Origin of the sequence: Chryseobacterium sp. SC28 (assembly GCF_003932955.1) — a bacterium.
Lineage (GTDB): Bacteria > Bacteroidota > Bacteroidia > Flavobacteriales > Weeksellaceae > Epilithonimonas.
Genome location: NZ_QOVY01000001.1, coordinates 21,882 through 39,549, shown reverse-complemented (window position 1 = coordinate 39,549; position 17,668 = coordinate 21,882). Strand labels below are relative to the sequence as shown.

General features: G+C 40.0%; 16 protein-coding genes and 1 riboswitch. Of the genes, 12 read left to right on the top strand and 4 right to left on the bottom strand.

What is annotated here, in order from left to right:
* Positions 1-13 precede the first annotated feature (13 nt).
* A complete protein-coding gene (locus tag DTW91_RS00180; RefSeq protein WP_125201403.1) occupies positions 14-994 on the bottom strand; it encodes an alpha/beta fold hydrolase in 981 nt (326 codons plus the stop codon).
* A 53-nt stretch (positions 995-1,047) separates the two neighbouring features.
* Positions 1,048-1,152: riboswitch (SAM riboswitch) on the bottom strand.
* 313 nt (positions 1,153-1,465) lie between these two features.
* On the opposite strand from DTW91_RS00180, the gene DTW91_RS00175 reads away from it, so the two are divergent.
* Together DTW91_RS00175 and DTW91_RS00170 are read left to right on the top strand one after the other, a co-directional pair.
* Positions 1,466-2,272, top strand: coding sequence for a glucose 1-dehydrogenase (locus DTW91_RS00175; RefSeq protein WP_125201402.1), 807 nt, complete (start codon positions 1,466-1,468; stop codon positions 2,270-2,272).
* Between the two features lie 251 nt (positions 2,273-2,523).
* A complete protein-coding gene (locus DTW91_RS00170; RefSeq protein WP_125201401.1) occupies positions 2,524-5,130 on the top strand; it encodes an MGH1-like glycoside hydrolase domain-containing protein in 2,607 nt (868 codons plus the stop codon).
* Between the two features lie 51 nt (positions 5,131-5,181).
* Here the strand turns inward: DTW91_RS00170 and DTW91_RS00165 are convergent, their stop codons facing one another.
* Positions 5,182-5,604, bottom strand: coding sequence for an OsmC family protein (locus DTW91_RS00165; RefSeq protein ID WP_125201400.1), 423 nt, complete (start codon positions 5,602-5,604; stop codon positions 5,182-5,184).
* A gap of 167 nt (positions 5,605-5,771) precedes the next feature.
* Here DTW91_RS00165 and miaB point away from each other — a divergent pair, with 167 nt between their 5' ends.
* The 7 genes from miaB to DTW91_RS00140 all read left to right on the top strand — a co-directional run bounded on the left by miaB (position 5,772) and on the right by DTW91_RS00140 (position 12,161).
* Positions 5,772-7,205 (top strand): tRNA (N6-isopentenyl adenosine(37)-C2)-methylthiotransferase MiaB, encoded by a 1,434-nt coding sequence (gene miaB / locus DTW91_RS00160; protein ID WP_125201399.1) that lies wholly within the window; start codon positions 5,772-5,774, stop codon positions 7,203-7,205.
* Between the two features lie 24 nt (positions 7,206-7,229).
* Positions 7,230-8,300 carry a YhcG family protein gene (locus tag DTW91_RS00155; RefSeq protein ID WP_125201398.1) on the top strand — a complete coding sequence of 357 codons (1,071 nt, stop codon included), beginning with the start codon at positions 7,230-7,232 and terminating at the stop codon, positions 8,298-8,300.
* An 18-nt stretch (positions 8,301-8,318) separates the two neighbouring features.
* Entirely contained in the window at positions 8,319-8,459 is a 141-nt protein-coding gene (locus tag DTW91_RS12635) for a hypothetical protein (protein WP_185144709.1), read from the top strand.
* Positions 8,456-8,590, top strand: coding sequence for a hypothetical protein (locus DTW91_RS12915; RefSeq protein WP_262696652.1), 135 nt, complete (start codon positions 8,456-8,458; stop codon positions 8,588-8,590). The genes DTW91_RS12635 and DTW91_RS12915 overlap by 4 nt, the downstream gene beginning before the upstream one ends.
* A gap of 20 nt (positions 8,591-8,610) precedes the next feature.
* A complete protein-coding gene (locus tag DTW91_RS00150; RefSeq protein ID WP_125201397.1) occupies positions 8,611-9,894 on the top strand; it encodes a sigma-54 interaction domain-containing protein in 1,284 nt (427 codons plus the stop codon).
* A 187-nt stretch (positions 9,895-10,081) separates the two neighbouring features.
* Positions 10,082-10,627 (top strand): LptE family protein, encoded by a 546-nt coding sequence (locus DTW91_RS00145; RefSeq protein ID WP_125201654.1) that lies wholly within the window; start codon positions 10,082-10,084, stop codon positions 10,625-10,627.
* Positions 10,628-10,631: 4 nt separating this feature from the next.
* On the top strand, positions 10,632-12,161 hold the full coding sequence (locus DTW91_RS00140) for a hypothetical protein (protein WP_125201396.1): 1,530 nt from the start codon (positions 10,632-10,634) through the stop codon (positions 12,159-12,161).
* 666 nt (positions 12,162-12,827) lie between these two features.
* Here the strand turns inward: DTW91_RS00140 and DTW91_RS00135 are convergent.
* On the bottom strand, positions 12,828-13,658 hold the full coding sequence (locus DTW91_RS00135; protein ID WP_125201395.1) for a GLPGLI family protein: 831 nt from the start codon (positions 13,656-13,658) through the stop codon (positions 12,828-12,830).
* A gap of 24 nt (positions 13,659-13,682) precedes the next feature.
* Positions 13,683-14,633 carry a GLPGLI family protein gene (locus tag DTW91_RS00130; RefSeq protein WP_125201394.1) on the bottom strand — a complete coding sequence of 317 codons (951 nt, stop codon included), beginning with the start codon at positions 14,631-14,633 and terminating at the stop codon, positions 13,683-13,685.
* A 222-nt stretch (positions 14,634-14,855) separates the two neighbouring features.
* Here DTW91_RS00130 and DTW91_RS00125 point away from each other — a divergent pair, with 222 nt between their 5' ends.
* From DTW91_RS00125 to DTW91_RS00115, 3 genes are all read left to right on the top strand, one after another.
* Positions 14,856-15,185 carry a HesB/IscA family protein gene (locus DTW91_RS00125; protein WP_125201393.1) on the top strand — a complete coding sequence of 110 codons (330 nt, stop codon included), beginning with the start codon at positions 14,856-14,858 and terminating at the stop codon, positions 15,183-15,185.
* Positions 15,186-15,291: 106 nt separating this feature from the next.
* Positions 15,292-16,740, top strand: coding sequence for a Fe-S cluster assembly protein SufB (gene sufB / locus DTW91_RS00120; RefSeq protein WP_125201392.1), 1,449 nt, complete (start codon positions 15,292-15,294; stop codon positions 16,738-16,740).
* Between the two features lie 481 nt (positions 16,741-17,221).
* The gene (locus DTW91_RS00115; protein ID WP_125201391.1) at positions 17,222-17,626 is read left to right on the top strand and encodes a GxxExxY protein; all 405 of its coding nucleotides are present in this window, start codon (positions 17,222-17,224) and stop codon (positions 17,624-17,626) included.
* Positions 17,627-17,668: the final 42 nt, after the last annotated feature.

Here is a 17,668-nt window from a genome sequence, read left to right as displayed (position 1 = left end):
TTTTTTATTAATTTTATGATTCATTTTCTTCCCAAGATTTCGTTACGATACTTGCAAAGATTGGTTTTAGAATATTATTCAGTTGATCATATTCCATCAGGAAAGCGTCGTGTCCGTGGATAGATCTGATCTCGTGATAATGGATATTTTTATTTTTAAGTCGTAAAAAATCATAAGTATTTTTCATCTCGAAAGCCGGATAGAAAAGATCGGAATCTACTGCGATCAAATGAATCTCGGCGTTGATTTTTTCAAGATCATTTTCATTTCCTTGGATGTTCATGAGCAACTGATTGACCAATTTGTAAGCTTTCAAAGTAAATCTTTCGCTCAGCCGCTTTCCGTGGAAGTTGAGCCAGTCGTGTGATTTTAAGATTTTTTTTTCCGGATTTCTTTCTCTTCGGAATCTTGTGTTGATAGATTCCGGCGTTCTGTAGCACAGCATGGCGTGGATTCTGGCTTTTTCCAAGGGTTTTTCTTTAGATTCCAAAAGAAATTTCTGAACCAAACACTGCGAATGCAACCAATCCGAAGTCCTGAAATCCGTAGCAATCGGGATGAATTTTTCCGCCAAATTATTTTCCAGAGCCAGCATTTCCCATCCGATAGAGCCGCCGACAGAACCGCCGACCAAAGCAAAGAGTTTGTCAATTTTCAAAAGTTTCAAACCTTGCAAGAAAATTTTGGCGATGTCTTCAACGGTAAAATTCTCGTAATCGTCGATGAAAAACCCATCGAAGCCGTTGCCGGGAATGTTGAAACAAATCACCGTCACGCGAGCCGTGTCGATAACCTTTCCGTCTCCCACCAAGCTTTTCCACCAGCCATTATCCCCTGCAACGTCAGAATTTCCCGTCAAAGCGTGATTAATTAGCACGACGGGGGCAGAATGTAAAGCCTTGCCAAAAAGTTGATAACTTAGTGGAATATCGTAAACCTTTCCGGTTTTTGTCGTGAAATGTAGGGTCTGAAGATGTTGTAACTTATTTTCCAATTTGATTTGATAAAAAAATTGAAAATGCTACGGGAAAAATGTAGAATATATGTGGGTTATCTTTTCCGCCAGAGCGGATAGAATTTAGCACCTTCTTCGTTTCCGAAGGGTTGCCAAGGTTTCTCAGAGTCTAATCTCTCCACCTTTCTCGATAACATTTTCAAGATGTAAATGAACAATTCTGATTGCAAAGATAGCTTAGATAATTCATTTTTTTCCTATTATCCTTTGATTTTTTGTAAAATATTTTTAAGCTGAGAAAAATTTCAAAGATAAATTATTGGATTTTTACATCATTTCCATAAGTTTAAAGTGATTTTAGAGGAATACTTTTGTGGTTGATTTTCAAAAAATCAGAGATTTAAAATGTCGGAAAACCTGGGTTTTTAAGATAATTATTTGTTAATATTAATTTTCCACAGAATTTGCGTACAGAATTTGCATCTAAATTTTTCTTTAAAAAATAAATTTATGGAAATCAATCTTAATCGTCAAGTGGCCATCGTTACCGGTTCCAGCAGCGGCATTGGAAGAGGAATCGCCATCTGTTTGGCAAAATCCGGCGCCATCATCATCGTCAATCATTCGTCGGAGCACTCTCGTCCGGAGGCTGAGGATACTTTGAAAACCATTGAGGAAAATGGCGGCGAAGGCTTTATCATCCAATGTGATGTGAGCAAGGAGGACCAAGTCCGGAACATGTTCCAAAAGACCATTGAGAAATATGGAACGGTGGATATCTTGGTAAACAATGCAGGGCTGCAGCAAGATGCAGCATTTATCGATATGACGTTGGCACAATGGCAAAAGGTGATAGATGTCAACTTAACCGGGCAATTTCTTTGCTCAAGGGAAGCCATCGGAGAATTTTTGAAACGCGGAATGAACGGGAAATCCAAAGCCTTGGGAAAAATCATCAATATCAGCAGTGTTCACGAGACAATTCCTTGGGCAGGTCACGCCAATTATGCCGCCAGCAAAGGCGCGCTACGCATGCTGATGCAGACCTTGGCTCAGGAATATGGAAAGCAAAAAATCCGGGTGAATAATATCTGCCCCGGCGCCATCCAAACCCCAATAAACAAAGCAGCCTGGGATAATGAAAAATCTCTAAAATCCCTGCTGACGCTGATTCCGTACGACAGAATTGGGCAACCGGAGGATATTGGAAATTTAGCCGTATTTTTGGCGAGTGATTATTCGGATTACATTACAGGAGCAAGCATCTACGTAGATGGCGGAATGAAGACGTTGGAAAGCTTTTCGGATAACGGATAGTTTGGTTTTTGGTTGATGGTTTTGAGTTTTTTGGAATTTTAAAAACTTGAAAGAATGACGAAACGTCAACATAGCCCCGATGGGAACGGCATCCTTTTTTTTGCGGCTGCAAGTCCCTCTCTTTTGGAGAGGGATTTAGGCTGAGGAGAAAAAAGATATAGTGGACAGCGGGTTGGAAAAGTGGAACAAAAGTCGAAACGTGATGCTCCTAAATAAAAATACGATGATTATTCTTAAATAATTAGAACAATATGACCGAGGAAGAAAAATTGAGGAGCCCTGGTTGGAAGAAATGGGGGCCTTATGTAAGCCATCGACAATGGGGAAATGTGCGGGAGGACTACAGTACCAACGGCGATGCGTGGGGATTTACGGGGCACGATACTGCAGAAGCCTGGACCTACCGCTGGGCAGAGGAAGGCATCGCAGGCATCTCGGATGACAAGCAACAAATATGTTTTGCACTGTCGTTTTGGAACAAAAAAGACATCAGAATAAAAGAACGTTTTTTCGGACTGAGCAACTATCAGGGAAATCACGGCGAAGATATCAAAGAGATTTTTTATTATTTAGACAACACGCCGTCTCACAGTTATATGAAGATGGTTTATAAATATCCTATCAATGCGTTCCCATACGATGATCTTGTCCAGACAAATGGTCTGCGAACCAGAACCGATCCCGAATACGAGCTCTTCGATACGGGGATTTTTGATAAGGATGAATATTTTGATATTTTTATTGAATATGCAAAGGCCGGCGAAGATGATTTCCTCGTTCGGATAGACGTTCACAACCGCAGCGACAAACCGGCACCAATCGTGGTTCTGCCGACAGTCTGGTACAGAAACAACTGGATTTGGGGCTATAATGACTACAAAGGACAACTCGGTTTTTCCAAGCAAGGCGAGATCGACATTCGTCATAATAGCCTTAGCGTCAAGAAATTATATTCGCGAAACCGAAATGTGGATGCATTGTTCTGCGAGAATGAAACCAATCGGGCAAGATTGTTCAATCTTCCGAAAACCGACGGCTTCTTTAAGGACGGTATCAACCAATATATTACCAAAGGTTTAGATACCATCAATCCTCAAAAAACGGGAACCAAAGCTGCTCTACATTGCGAAGCGCTCATCGAAGCACACGGCAACAAGAGTTTTGAGTTTCGCTTGTCTCCCCATATTATGGAAGATGCGTTTGGCGATTTTGAAGAGATCTTCCACCGCAGAAAGCAAGAAGCCGACGATTTCTACGCCAATATCCAAAAAGGCATAGAAAACGAAGATGAGAAAAACGTGCAGCGGCAGGCTTTTGCCGGATTGCTTTGGAACAAACAGTTTTATCATTATAATGTCGGAAAATGGCTGAAAGGGGATCCCAATTTTCCGATCCAAAGGAAAGGATTCGTACGCAACAGAGATTGGGAGCATCTTCACAACAAAGATATCATCTCGGTACCGGACAAATGGGAATATCCGTGGTACGCCACTTGGGATCTGGCGTTCCATTGCGTGAGTTTCTGCGTGATAGATTCCGAATTTGCAAAAGAACAATTGGTGACGCTCACCCGAGAATGGTATATGCACCCGAACGGGCAAATGCCGGCTTATGAATGGAATTTTGACGACGTGAATCCGCCTGTGCATGCGTGGGCGACTTTCAGGGTTTTCAAAATCGATGAAAAAAATAATGGAAAACCGGATTTGGCTTTCCTGGAAAGGGTTTTCCAAAAATTATTATTGAATTTCACGTGGTGGGTCAACCGAAAAGATTACAACGGGAACAATCTTTTTGAAGGCGGATTCTTAGGTCTCGATAATATCGGAGCGTTCGATAGAAATATGGAGTTCAGCGAAGGGGAACATTTGGAACAGGCCGACGGAACAAGTTGGATGGCAATGTACGCGCTGAATATGATGCGTATCGCGATGGAATTGGCAACGTATAATCCCGTCTATGAAGATATGGCCATCAAATTTTTTGAGCACTTCCTTTATATTGCTAAGGCTATGGAAAATATCGGAGAAGGGAAGCAGGGTCTTTGGAATGAGGAAGATGGATTTTTCTACGATTTGCTTCAGCTCTCGAACGGAGATAGCGTGAATCTCAGACTCCGCAGCATTGTGGGACTGATACCGCTGTTTGCAGTAGAAGTGGTGGAACACAGCATGCTGGAGAAACTTCCCGCATTCAAAAAAAGGATGGAATGGATCCTGAAAAACAAACAAGACCTCACGAAACTCGTTTCGCAATGGTATGTAGAAGGCGAAGGCAACAAGCGTCTCCTCAGCATTCTGCGAAGAACCAGGCTCACAAAGGTCTTGACAAGAATGGTGGATGAAACCGAATTTCTTAGCGATTACGGCATCCGGGCGTTGTCTAAGGTGTATGAAGAAAATCCTTTCAGATTTACAGTCCATGACCAGGAGCACGTGGTTTATTACACGCCAGCAGAGAGCGACAGCCGGATGTTTGGTGGCAACAGCAACTGGCGCGGACCGATTTGGTTTCCGATTAACTTCCTCATTGTCGAGAGTTTACAACGTTTTCATTTCTTTTTTGGTGATGCTTTTAAGATTGAATATCCCAAAGGAAGCGGCGTTCAAAAGAATCTGGAAGAAGTTTCCCGAGACATCAGCGACAGGCTATGCAAGATATTCCTAAAAGATGAAAACGGAAATCGGGCAGTCAATGGTGAGGCGGATAAATTTAATAAAGATCCTTATTTTAAAGATTACATTATGTTTTTCGAATATTTCCACGGCGACAATGGTCGGGGCGTCGGCGCTTCCCACCAGACCGGCTGGACTTCTACGGTGGCGAAGCTGATTCAGCCAAGGTTGAAGAATAGATAGAATGATGAAAATGAAAACCGTATCAGATTTGATATGATTTTTTATTGAATTTTACGCTACAACTTCACCATTTACGCTCACTTCATAGGAAATTTCCACGTCGGGAGCCAGCGTCTTGGAAACCGAGCAATATTTTTCGAAAGATAATTCTGCCGCTTTCTTAGCTTTTTTCGGATCGATATTTCCCTGAAGGAAGAAACTTACTTTTATGGTTTTGAATGGCTTAGCTTCATCTACCTGAACTCTTTCGCCTTCTACTTCGGCAGTAAAAGAATCTATTGGCTGGCGCTGCTTTTTCAGGATCGAAACCACGTCGATTCCGCTACATCCCGCAACCGCCATGAGTAAAGATTGCATGGGCGAAACACCTTTCGCGCCGGGTAAAGTAGTATTGTCTAATAAAATCGAATTTCCTTGCTCATTGGTACATTCGAACAAAAAATCGTCGTTCAGACGGTTAAGTTTTATCTTCATCTTTCTTTTAAATTAAATTCAAATTTACAAAATCAAATCAGGATAATTTATTTTTTTAGTTTTAATAATCCTGCCATTCTGTCACAATATTTTGTATCTTTGCAAACTAACTTATCCTTAGAATTTATTCTAAAAATCTTACTTTTAAAATCTAATTTCTTACAAAAGTGCAGGAAAAATATATAGACGAAACCAAACAAGGCGAAGCTGTGGCGATCGCAGAGAAACCGGAGAACGGCAAAAAACTGTTCCTGGAAAGCTACGGTTGCCAGATGAACTTCTCCGATTCCGAGATTGTGGCATCCATTCTCAGCGAGCAAGGTTACAATACCACTTTGAATGTGGAAGAAGCCGATTTGATTTTATTAAATACCTGCTCCATCCGCGAAAAAGCCGAGCAAACGGTGAGAATGCGCCTCGCACAATTCAAAAAACTAAAAAAACAACGCCCAAATATAACGGTTGGCGTTCTCGGCTGTATGGCAGAAAGGTTGAAAACCAAATTCTTAGACGAGGAACAACTCGTGGATTTGGTGGTAGGTCCAGATGCTTATCGAGATCTGCCCAATCTTCTTAAAGAAACCGACGACGGTAGAGATGCCATTAATGTAATCCTCTCAAAAGAAGAGACTTACGCCGATATTAATCCTGTTCGTTTGGGCGGAAATGGCGTTACGGCTTTTGTGACGATTACCCGAGGTTGCGATAATATGTGTACGTTTTGCGTGGTTCCATTTACGAGAGGTCGTGAAAGAAGTCGCGATCCGCACTCGATTATTGAAGAATGTAAAAGTCTTTGGGAAAATGGTTACAAAGAAATCACGCTTCTCGGCCAAAACGTCGATTCCTATCTTTGGTACGGCGGCGGACCGAAAAAAGATTTTGCCAAAGCCTCAGAAATGCAGAAACTGACTGCTATTAATTTTGCGCAGTTGCTTGATATGGTAGCCGTTGCAGTTCCAAAAATGAGAATCAGATTCTCGACGTCCAATCCGCACGAGATGACGGAGGAGGTTTTCCGAATGATTGCAAAGCACGATAATATCTGTAAATACGTGCATCTTCCCGTTCAAAGCGGAAGCGACAGGATTCTTCAGTTGATGAATCGCCAGCACACGCGTCAGGAATATTTGGAATTAATAAAAAAAGGAAAAGAAATCGTTCCCGATATTTCGTTTTCGCACGATATGATCGTCGGATTTTGTACCGAAACGGAAGATGATCATCAACTTACTTTATCATTAATGAGAGAAGTGGAGTACGATTACGGCTATATGTTTGCGTACAGCGAACGGCCGGGAACGCCGGCTCACAAGAAACTGGAAGACGATATTCCGGCGGATGTAAAGCAGCGTCGGTTATCAGAAGTAATTGCGCTGCAGGGCGAACTCTCTCGAAAAAGAATGCAAGAATACGTTGGCAGAGTTCACGAAATCTTGATTGAAGGCACTTCCAAAAAGAATGAAAACCAATGGAAAGGACGAAATTCTCAAAATGCCGTTTGCGTTTTCGATAAATTGGATGGGCAGAAAATCGGCGACTTGGTCTCTGTTTTCGTTCACGGCAACACGCAAGGAACGCTTTTGGGGGAAACGGTTTAGATCCAAACTTCATTTCACAAAACAATGAGCAATCTGCCATCAAAAGAACTTCTTCAAAACATTTCCGATTTATTGGAAAATGCCAGAAAAAAAGTTGCTGTTGCTGTAAATCAGGCGATGGTTCTGACTTATTTTGAGATCGGAAGAATGATTGTAGAAGATGAACAAAAGGGCGAAAACCGGGCAGAGTATGGGAAAGCCTTACTCAAAGATTTGGCAGTTCATCTAACGAAAAAGTTTGGAAAAGGGTTTTCCGAAACCAATCTAAAACAAATGAGATCTTTTTATTTGTCGTACTCAACTGGTCAGACGGCCTCTGACGAATTCAAAAAAATAGGTCAGACACTGTCTGCTGAATCTGAAAATTTAAAATTAGAAACCCCAAAAACTTCGGATAATAATTTCAATCTTTCTTGGTCTCATTATCTTAAATTGATGAGAATCAAAGACTTGAATGAAAGAAAATTCTACGAGATTGAATCATTTAAAAACAATTGGAGTTTGCGGGAATTGCAACGTCAGTACGATTCTGCCTTGTATTCCCGATTGGCTTTAAGCAAAAATAAAGAAGAAATACTTCGGCTTGCCGAAAAAGGACAGGTTTTTGAGAAACCAAAGGACGTTATAAAAGATCCCTATATTTTAGAATTTCTTGGATTGCAGGAAAAGCCAAATTATTCCGAAAGCGACTTGGAAAACGGTTTGATTGATAAATTAGAACATTTTCTTTTGGAATTAGGAACAGGTTTTACATTTGTAGCAAGACAAAACCGAATTACGTTTGACGAGAAACATTTCAAAATAGATTTGGTTTTTTACAACAGAATTCTGAAATGTTTTGTTTTAATCGATTTAAAAATTGGGGAGCTGAAACATCAGGATATTGGTCAAATGCAGATGTATGTCAACTATTACGACCGTGAAGTTCGTTTGGAAGATGAAAACAAAACGATCGGTATTATTCTCTGTCAGGATAAAAGTGAAGCTTTGGTAAAATACACATTACCGGAAGATAACGAACAGATTTTCGCCAGTAAATACTTGACGATTTTGCCGACCCAAGAAGATTTTATTAAAATTTTAGAAGAAAATTAGACTCAATTATTATCCTTAATGCAAAACCTACAATCCATCAAAAATCAACTTTTCGAAAAGTATCTTGAAAATGTACAAGATATTCAAGACAAATTTGATCGATTGAAAGAGGCCGATATTTCTACAGTGAATTTCAGAAGCATGGTTTCTGCAAAATGAAAAAATGTACTATCAAAACCATCAAAATTATTATCAAAAATATAAGACAATTTGGCTTGGAATATGAAACTTTGGATGACGGAAAATCATTAGACTTTCTTTTGATGTTACCAAATTCATTGCAATTCTGAGCATTAAAATCAAAATTAATATGGCAGACTTACAATCCATAAAAGCACGATTCGGAATTATCGGAAATTTCCCGGCGCTTAACCGCGCTTTGGAAAAGGCAATCCAAGTGGCACCAACCGATATTTCGGTTTTAGTAATGGGAGAAAGTGGCGTTGGGAAAGAGTTTATCCCGAAAATCATCCACGCAGAATCCAGAAGAAAACACCAGCCCTACATCGTCGTAAACTGTGGCGCAATCCCGGAAGGAACGATCGATTCCGAACTTTTTGGTCACGAGAAAGGCGCTTTCACAGGCGCAACTTCTACCCGAAAAGGTTATTTCGAAGTCGCAGATGGCGGAACTATTTTCCTCGATGAAGTTGGTGAATTGCCACTTCAGACCCAAGTTCGTTTGTTGAGAGTCTTGGAAAGTGGCGAGTTTATGAAAGTGGGCTCGTCGCAGGTTCAAAAAACCAATGTGAGAATCGTGGCGGCAACCAATGTGAATATGATGAAAGCCATTCAAGACAATCGTTTTCGGGAAGATTTGTATTATCGTCTCAACACGGTTCAGATCGATATGCCGCCACTTCGGGAGAGAAAGGGCGACATCCATCTGCTATTCCGAAAATTTGCAATAGATTTTGCCGAGAAATACAGAATGCCGGAACTGAAATTGACCGATGATGCTGTTCAATATTTAGAAAATTATCCGTTCCCCGGAAACGTGCGCCAGCTCCGAAATTTGGTAGAGCAGATGACCGTCGTAGAGCAAAATCGGGAAGTCAATGCTGCCAAACTGGAAGAATATATCCCGATGAACGCCAATCTGCCGGCTGTGGTGCAAAAAAACGGATTAAACGGGCAAAACTCGGATTTCAGTTCGGAACGCGATATTATGTACAAAATCCTTTTTGACATGCGAAACGATATTAATGATTTAAAATCCTTAACTTCGGAACTGATAAAAAATAGAGGTAATTCGGATCTAAGTCTGCAGGAAAAAAACCTGATCAACCGGATTTATACACCGGAAACTCCGGCGGCGGCAAGTCCCAATTCTTTGCTTTATTTTGAAAATAATCGGAATCCGATTCATCATCCGACGATGGTTCCCGAAAATGAAGACCAGTACAACGAAGTAGAAGATATCGAACTTGAAGAAAGTCAACCGGAATCTTTGTCGCTCCAAAATAACGAAAAAGAGCTGATTATTAAAGCATTGGAAAAACACAAGGGCAGAAGAAACAAAGCGGCGGACGAATTGGGAATTTCGCAAAGAACGCTTTACAGAAAAATAAAACAATATAATCTCGAAGAATAATGCGAGTACAGCTAAAACCAAGAAAAGTTGATTTCAAATTCAGCCAATATATCAGCCAAGGATTTGAACTCCTGAAGGGTAATTTTATATCTGTTTTTTGCGCGCAATATTTTGCGTTCGCAGATGGTATTTCCCAAATCGAAAATGGAGGGGAGTTGCCAACTTATTAGTTTTATGTATGAAGATAATGGTTTGGAAAAAGTTAAAAAATAAAATTTCATTGAAAACTTTTGGATTTTTGCTCGTTTCTTGTCTCCTAAGTTCGTGTTACAGTTTCACGGGATCCTCTCTCAGTCCGGAGATGAAAACCGTGAAGATCAACACGTTTCCGAATAACGCGGCGAACAATCTCCCAACTTTGAGCCAGGAATTCACCGTAGCATTGCAAAACCGATTCCTACAAAGAACAACCCTGAAAGGTGCCGTAGAAAATCCCGATCTGCTGATAGAAGGCGAAATCACGGATTACAACATCACACCCACCAGCATTGGTAGTCCTACTACCACCACGCAGGGAACTACGATAGAAGCCATGCAAAATAAACTCACAATCACCGTAAAAGTGCATTACGAAAACAAAATAGATCCCTCCCTGAACTTCGACAGAACCTACAGCGACGAAGCCGTTTTCAACAGTGATCTGGATCTCAACACCATCGAAACAGCGCAGGTCAAAATCGTAAACGAAAGAATCATCAACAAAATTTATAACGACATCGTGGCCAACTGGTAAAGGTATGAATATTAGAGTTTTAGAATTATTAAGAAATCCAAAAATCATCACCGAATCTGACCTGAAAATTTTGGAATCGGAGGCGGAAAAAATGCCGTATGCGCAAAGTATCCGCGCGCTTTATCTGTACGGGATCAATCGCTATCATCCGGAAAATTATAAAGAAAACCTTTATGTAACCGCCGCCTACACTACGGATAAAAAAATTCTATATCAGTTCATCAATTCTGAACAAAAAGCTGCTAAGGAAATAAAATCTTCTCACCAAAAATTGGAGCAAGGAGATGAAAATCAAATAATTAATGAACAAACAACGGCTGAAAATATCATCGAAAGAGTGGAAACCCAGTCCAAAACTGTCGAAGACGCATCGGTTGTTTTAAATAAATTCGATATCAGCAAAATTATTGCGACCGAAGAAGCAGAAGCAAAACCGGAATTTATCGTCGTCGATGGTCAAAAAAACCGTTTGCTCTACGAAGGTGAAGAAAACTTTCTCCAAGAAAAATTGGCCGAAATAGACGTAGAAACCACTAAGGAATTAGGCGTCATTACTATAAAAGATGATTTGGAAAATCAAGAAAATCTCATTGCTCCGGATGATAACAGTTCGGAAGAAACAATTGTCGAGAATAACGAAGCTGAAAATATCTCAGAAGCCGCTGAAAATCCTATGTCTGAAGTAGAAACCAAAAAACAAGTACCTGAAGAAGATTCTTCGGCAGATATCAGTTTTGCAAGCATCGATGATTTTCTGCCACAAGTCAAATTTTCGGTTCCGAAAAACCATTCGGATCATCTGAATCCGCCAAAACAAGAAAGCAAAAAATCCGAAATTGCAGACAAAGAAAAACCGACATCGACTTCTCAAAACCGTGCGCCAAAAGTTACGGAAACATCTGATAATGAAGATGAGAAAAACAAAATCACCTTCGAAAATACACAGACTTTCGAAATCTCAAAATCCGAAAAAGCTGTTGCGAATGATTTACTTTCCGTTTCAGAACAACCTTCTACTTGGAGACCAATGTCTTTTTCCAACAATACGCCCGATGCCTTGATCGACCAATCGACTGAAAAGGAAAAATCAATTCCTAACTCAAAAACTGAAATCCCGATTTCTCAAAAAGAACAAAAAAAAGAAATTCCTACCATCGGAGAAAAAACGAATCAGAAAGAAGAGAGCAACGTTGGGTCTTTCATCAATACGTGGCAAAATTGGCTCAAAATAGAACGACAGAAACCGGCAGAACCCGCTGAAAAAACAACCGTCGCAAAAGAAAAAATTATTGACCAATTCATCGAGAAAAACCCAAAAATATCACAACTGAAAGATGAGGTCAACTTTGTTGTAAAAGAGAAAAAGGACGACATCTCGCATCTGATGACCGAGACGCTGGCAAAACTGTACGTAGAGCAAAAACTCTATTCCAAAGCCATCAAAGCCTATGAAGCGCTTTCCGAAAAACATCCGGAAAAAGCAGATTATTATCAACAAAAAATCTTGGAAGTCAAGGAAATCAGAAAATCATAGTGCAACCCTTGAACTTTAAAAATGATCTTGTTTTTTGATAGTGCATCCAGAAAAGTCCCGAAGGGACGGTTTATTAAAGGATAGGACGCAATCCTATCGATTAAAATTATCGGTTAAAAGTTGAGCCAAGAACAAGGACAGGATGCAGTCCTTTATCTATGTAAATGCGAATCCAGAAAGTCCCGAAGGGACGGTTTATTAAAGGATAGGATGCAATCCTATCGATTAAAAATTCGGTTAAATTGAGCCAAGAACAAGGATAGGCAGTCCTTTATTTATCTAAATGCGAATCCAGAAAGTCCCGAAGGGACGGCTTATTAAAGGATATGACGCAATCCTATCGATTAAAAATATCGGTTAAATTTAGCCAAGAACAAGGATAGGATGCAGTCCTTTATCTACGTAAATGCGAATCCAGAAAGTCCCGAAGGGACGGTTTATTAAAGGGTAGGATGCAATCCTATCGATTAAAAATTCGGTTAAATTGAGCCAAGAACAAGGATAGGCAGTCCTTTATTTATCTTAATGCGAATCCAGAAAAGTCCCGAAGGGACGGCTTATTAAAGGATAGGACGCAATCCTATCGGTTAAAAATATCGATTAAAATCGAAAGACGAAAAATACCGATTACAAAAATCCGCTCTGACATTTTCGGAACGGATTTGTTTATTTCAGTTCGATAGGGTTGTTCCTACTTTTTATATCGGCTTCCATTCGTTTCTGCATTTCCTGCATCTGCTTTGGATCTATCGCTGATCTGCCGGCACCGCCTCCGCCCGACATTCTCATCGGAGGTGCAATTCCGCCACCTTGCGCATTGAAAAAAGACATCGGATCTTTCTGGAATTTCTTCTCCAGATCGGTGTATTTGTTTTTTGGAATCGTGATGTATTGCCCTCGCGATTGTGGCTGCTGGATTTCCGCAATTTTTTTGGTCTGCATCAGGTCAAATGAGTAATCGCCTTTTGCATCCTGCGCTTTCACAATCAGTCCCGGCAAGCCGCCGAATTTGTACGGTCCATCTTGCAAAGGAATTTGTGGCGTAAACCACGCGTACCAAGTTCTTCCGCCATATTTCGTCTCTGCTTTTTGGGTATTGTAATCCCCGATTTTCATGGTTTCTGGCAATATTTTCCAAGCAAAGGCAGGCGTTTCGTTGTAAGAATATTGATCTCTTCCGATTCTTGATTTGTACACCAAAGTTTGGTTGGTCAAGTCTTTCTCGATGGTAAATAGCAGATTGCTTCTCAGATTCTGCATTTGGCTTCTGTCAAAAGTTTTGGTGGCTCGCATTCTTGCCATTACCGAATCTCTTTTCAAAGTATTTTCTGCGTAGAAAAAAGATTTTTTTCCATCTGTGTCTAGGTAGGCCAGCTCGGTTTTTTTCTCCGCAGAGGTAGAGTCCGGAGTTGCGGTAACTTGATAGACAAATCTTGTGCTTTGTTGCGCCATTGCGAGTGGCATCGCCAGTAGGCTTATTATTTTTAAAATTTTCATATTCATATTTATTGTTTAGTTCGATTATTTATTGCTTAATTCGATTGGATTGCTATTCCCGATATTCATCAGATTGGCATTCTTGCCGACCGATTGCTCCAAAGGATTCCCCGGTTGCAGATTGGGTTGGCCTCCGATTATGTCGTTGGGCATTCCACCGTTCATACCGGGTTGTGCGCCAAATCCGCCATTCATCGTGCCATTCCTCTGATTCATTCTGTTGAAGCTGTCAAAATTAATCTCGGAATCCTTATTTTTTACCATTTCCATTCTTACCGATGCCTTGTCGCCTCGGAAATTAATTCTCGTTGATTTTCTTGCATCCGGTTTGATGCTTTCAGAAAAAGAATTAGGAATGGTAATTTTCTTCACAAAACTGAAGCGGTAGTCGCCTTTGTCGTCTTCCAATTTCAAAATTAATCCGGGAAGCCCTAAGAATTTGTATGGTCCGTCGGGGATTTTAATTTCAGGAGCAAACCACGCCGTCCAATTTCTCCCACCGAATGTCATCGTTGCTTTTTGAACTTTATAATGATTAAACTCCGCCGTTTGGGGAGAAATATCCCAGTCCATTTTTCTGTCTTCCTGATAGTAAACTTGTTTGGAGCCGATATTTTCTACCATTTGTACAGATCTGTCTTCCAAATTTTTGATAATGAAGTAGTCGAAAAAAGTAGGCTGGATGGATTTTCCATTGGGCATCTTTGGGAAGGCAGACTTGTCCTTTTTTGACTTTTTAACCTCGGTATTCTCCTGTTGTCTCAAAACCGTTCTCAAAGAATCTTGTAGCAATTTACTTTCGCTTATGAACAGAGATTGATTGCCTTTGATATCCAGATAGGTGGTTTCTACCTTCATATTTACCAGATTGATTGTGTCCGGATTCACCTCCGTTTGGTAAATGTAGCGATCCGTTTGGCTCATAACTTTTCCAAAACAAAACAAGGTAACGAACAGAAAAAATAACTTCTTCATAATATAAAACTGATGGTTTGATGAGCAAATTCAGACAAAGTTAATTATTAGAAATAGTAGAATCAGCAATTAGTTTTTTTTGACACAATTTTAACATTAAAAGCATAGCATAGAAAGCCATAATTGAAGCTCCTTAAAAATTATCAAAATAGATAGCGTCGATTTGAAATTGCAGAAATTAGTTCGTACTTTTGTATTCTCAAATCATTCTAAATAAAAATAATGATAAAAGTAAGCGATCAGGCAAAATCAAAAGTGGCTCAGCTAATGACCGAAGAAGGATTTAACCCTGAAACAGATTATATAAGAGTAGGCGTGAAATCCGGCGGATGTTCCGGCTTGGAGTACGTTCTCAAGTTTGACAATGTAAAAAACGAAACCGACCAAGTCTTTGAAGACAATGGCCTTAAGGTGATCGTGGAAAAAAAATCCATTCTGTACTTGGCGGGAACTACGCTCGAATATTCCGGCGGCCTGAATGGAAAAGGGTTTGTTTTCAATAATCCCAACGCGGCCAGAACTTGTGGTTGCGGCGAAAGTTTTAGTTTGTAGTATGAACTGAATCAAATTTTCAAGAACATTTGCTTTTCTTAAGTCTTGTTGTACTTAGAAAAGAAATAAATTTTAAAATCTTAGCGCATTTGGCGTTAAAAATAAAATGGCAAAATATACCGAAGACGATTTACGCGTCGATCTCGAAAATAAAAAATACGAATTTGGCTGGGAAACGGACATCGAGTACGAAGATTTCCCAACGGGGCTGAATGAAGATATCGTGCGCGCTATTTCTGCAAAGAAGGAAGAACCCGAATGGATGACGGAATGGCGCCTGGAAGCCTTCCGCATCTGGCAAAAAATGACCGAACCGACTTGGGCCAACGTCAAGTATGAAAAACCGGATTTCCAAGCGATAAAATATTATGCGGCACCAAAAGCGAAACCGGAATTGGCAAGTTTGGACGAGGTAGATCCGGAATTGCTGGCGACATTTGCAAAACTGGGAATCAACATCGAGGAGCAAAAAAGACTTTCCGGAGTTGCTGTAGACATCGTGATGGATTCTGTCTCTGTAAAAACGACTTTCCAAGCAACCCTGATGGAAAAAGGGATTATCTTCTGTTCCATCTCCGAAGCCATTAAAAATCATCCCGACCTTGTAAAGAAATATCTTGGGAAAGTTGTTCCGAGAGGCGATAATTTCTATGCGGCACTCAACTCCGCTGTTTTTTCGGATGGCAGTTTTTGCTACATCCCGAAAGGCGTGCGATGCCCGATGGAATTGTCCACGTATTTCCGAATCAATCAGTCGGGATCGGGTCAGTTCGAGAGAACTTTGGTGATTGCCGATACAGGAAGTTATGTTTCGTATTTGGAAGGTTGCACAGCGCCCTCGAGAGATGAGAATCAGCTGCACGCCGCAGTTGTAGAACTGATTGCTTTGGATGATGCTGAAATCAAATATTCGACTGTTCAGAATTGGTATCCCGGCAATGAAGAAGGAATAGGTGGCGTTTTCAATTTCGTGACCAAGAGAGGGCTTTGCGAAAGAAATGCAAAAATCTCGTGGACTCAGGTAGAAACCGGTTCTGCGGTTACCTGGAAATATCCGTCTTGCATCTTGAAAGGTGATAATTCTATCGGAGAATTTTATTCGATAGCAGTTACCAATAATCATCAATATGCAGATACGGGAACCAAAATGATTCACATCGGAAAGAATACAAGATCCACTATTATTTCCAAAGGAATATCTGCCGGAAAATCCAATAATTCGTACCGCGGATTGGTGAAAGTAATGCCTACGGCAAAAGGCGCGCGTAATTTTTCGCAATGCGACTCATTATTGATGGGCAACGAATGCGGCGCACATACGTTTCCTTACATCGAGATCAAGGATCCGACGGCACAATTGGAACACGAGGCCACCACTTCGAAAATTGGGGAAGATCAGATTTTCTATTGCAACCAGCGAGGCATTGATACTGAAAGAGCTATCGCATTGATTGTCAATGGTTTCAGTCGAGAAGTATTGAACAAGCTCCCGATGGAATTTGCCATTGAAGCTCAAAAATTATTGGAAATTTCGCTGGAAGGAAGTGTGGGATAATATTATACATTAAGGAGTTAAGCGCATTTTAGAATTCTGGACTAAAAAAATTAAGGAATTGATAAATCAATTCTATTGAAGGCAGTGTGGAATAGTTATATAAAACATTAAGGAGTTAAGCGGATTTTAGAATTCTGAACTAAAAAAATTAAGGAATTGATAAATCAATTCTATTGAAGGCAGTGTGGAATAGTTATGTTAAACATTAAGGAGTTAAGCGGATTTTAGAATTCTGAACATAAAAAATTAAGGAATTGATAAATCAATTCTATTGAAGGCAGTGTGGAATAGTTATATTAAACATTAAGGAGTTAAGCGGATTTTAGAATTCTGAACATAAAAAATTAAGGAATTGATAAATCAATTCTATTGAAGGCAGTGTGGAATAGTTATATTAAACATTAAGGAGTTAAGTTGATTAGAATTCTGAACATAAAAAATTAAGGAATTGATAAATCAATTCTATTGAAGGAAATTAAATATGACTAAAGCCGAAGTAACTCAACTTTCTTATGACATCGTAGGGTGCGCAATCAAGGTTCATAAAGAACTAGGACCTGGATTATTGGAAAGTGTTTACGAAATCTGTTTGGCCTATGAATTAAAGAAAAATGGATTTATTGTTCGACAACAAATGACGACCAAAATCCATTACGACAAAATAGAATTTGAAACGCCCTTAAAAGTGGACTTGCTCGTGAATGACACAATTATCATAGAGATCAAAACTGTTGAAAAATTATTACCCGTTCATCAGGCTCAACTTATGACTTATATGAAAATTTTGAAAAAACCCCAAGGACTTTTGATTAATTTTTATACAGATAATATTACCAAATCAATGATTCCTTTAGTCAATGAATATTTTTCAAAACTGTCAGAGTGAAAATTGTACCATTCGAAATTCGGAAAAATAAAACACTTAAAA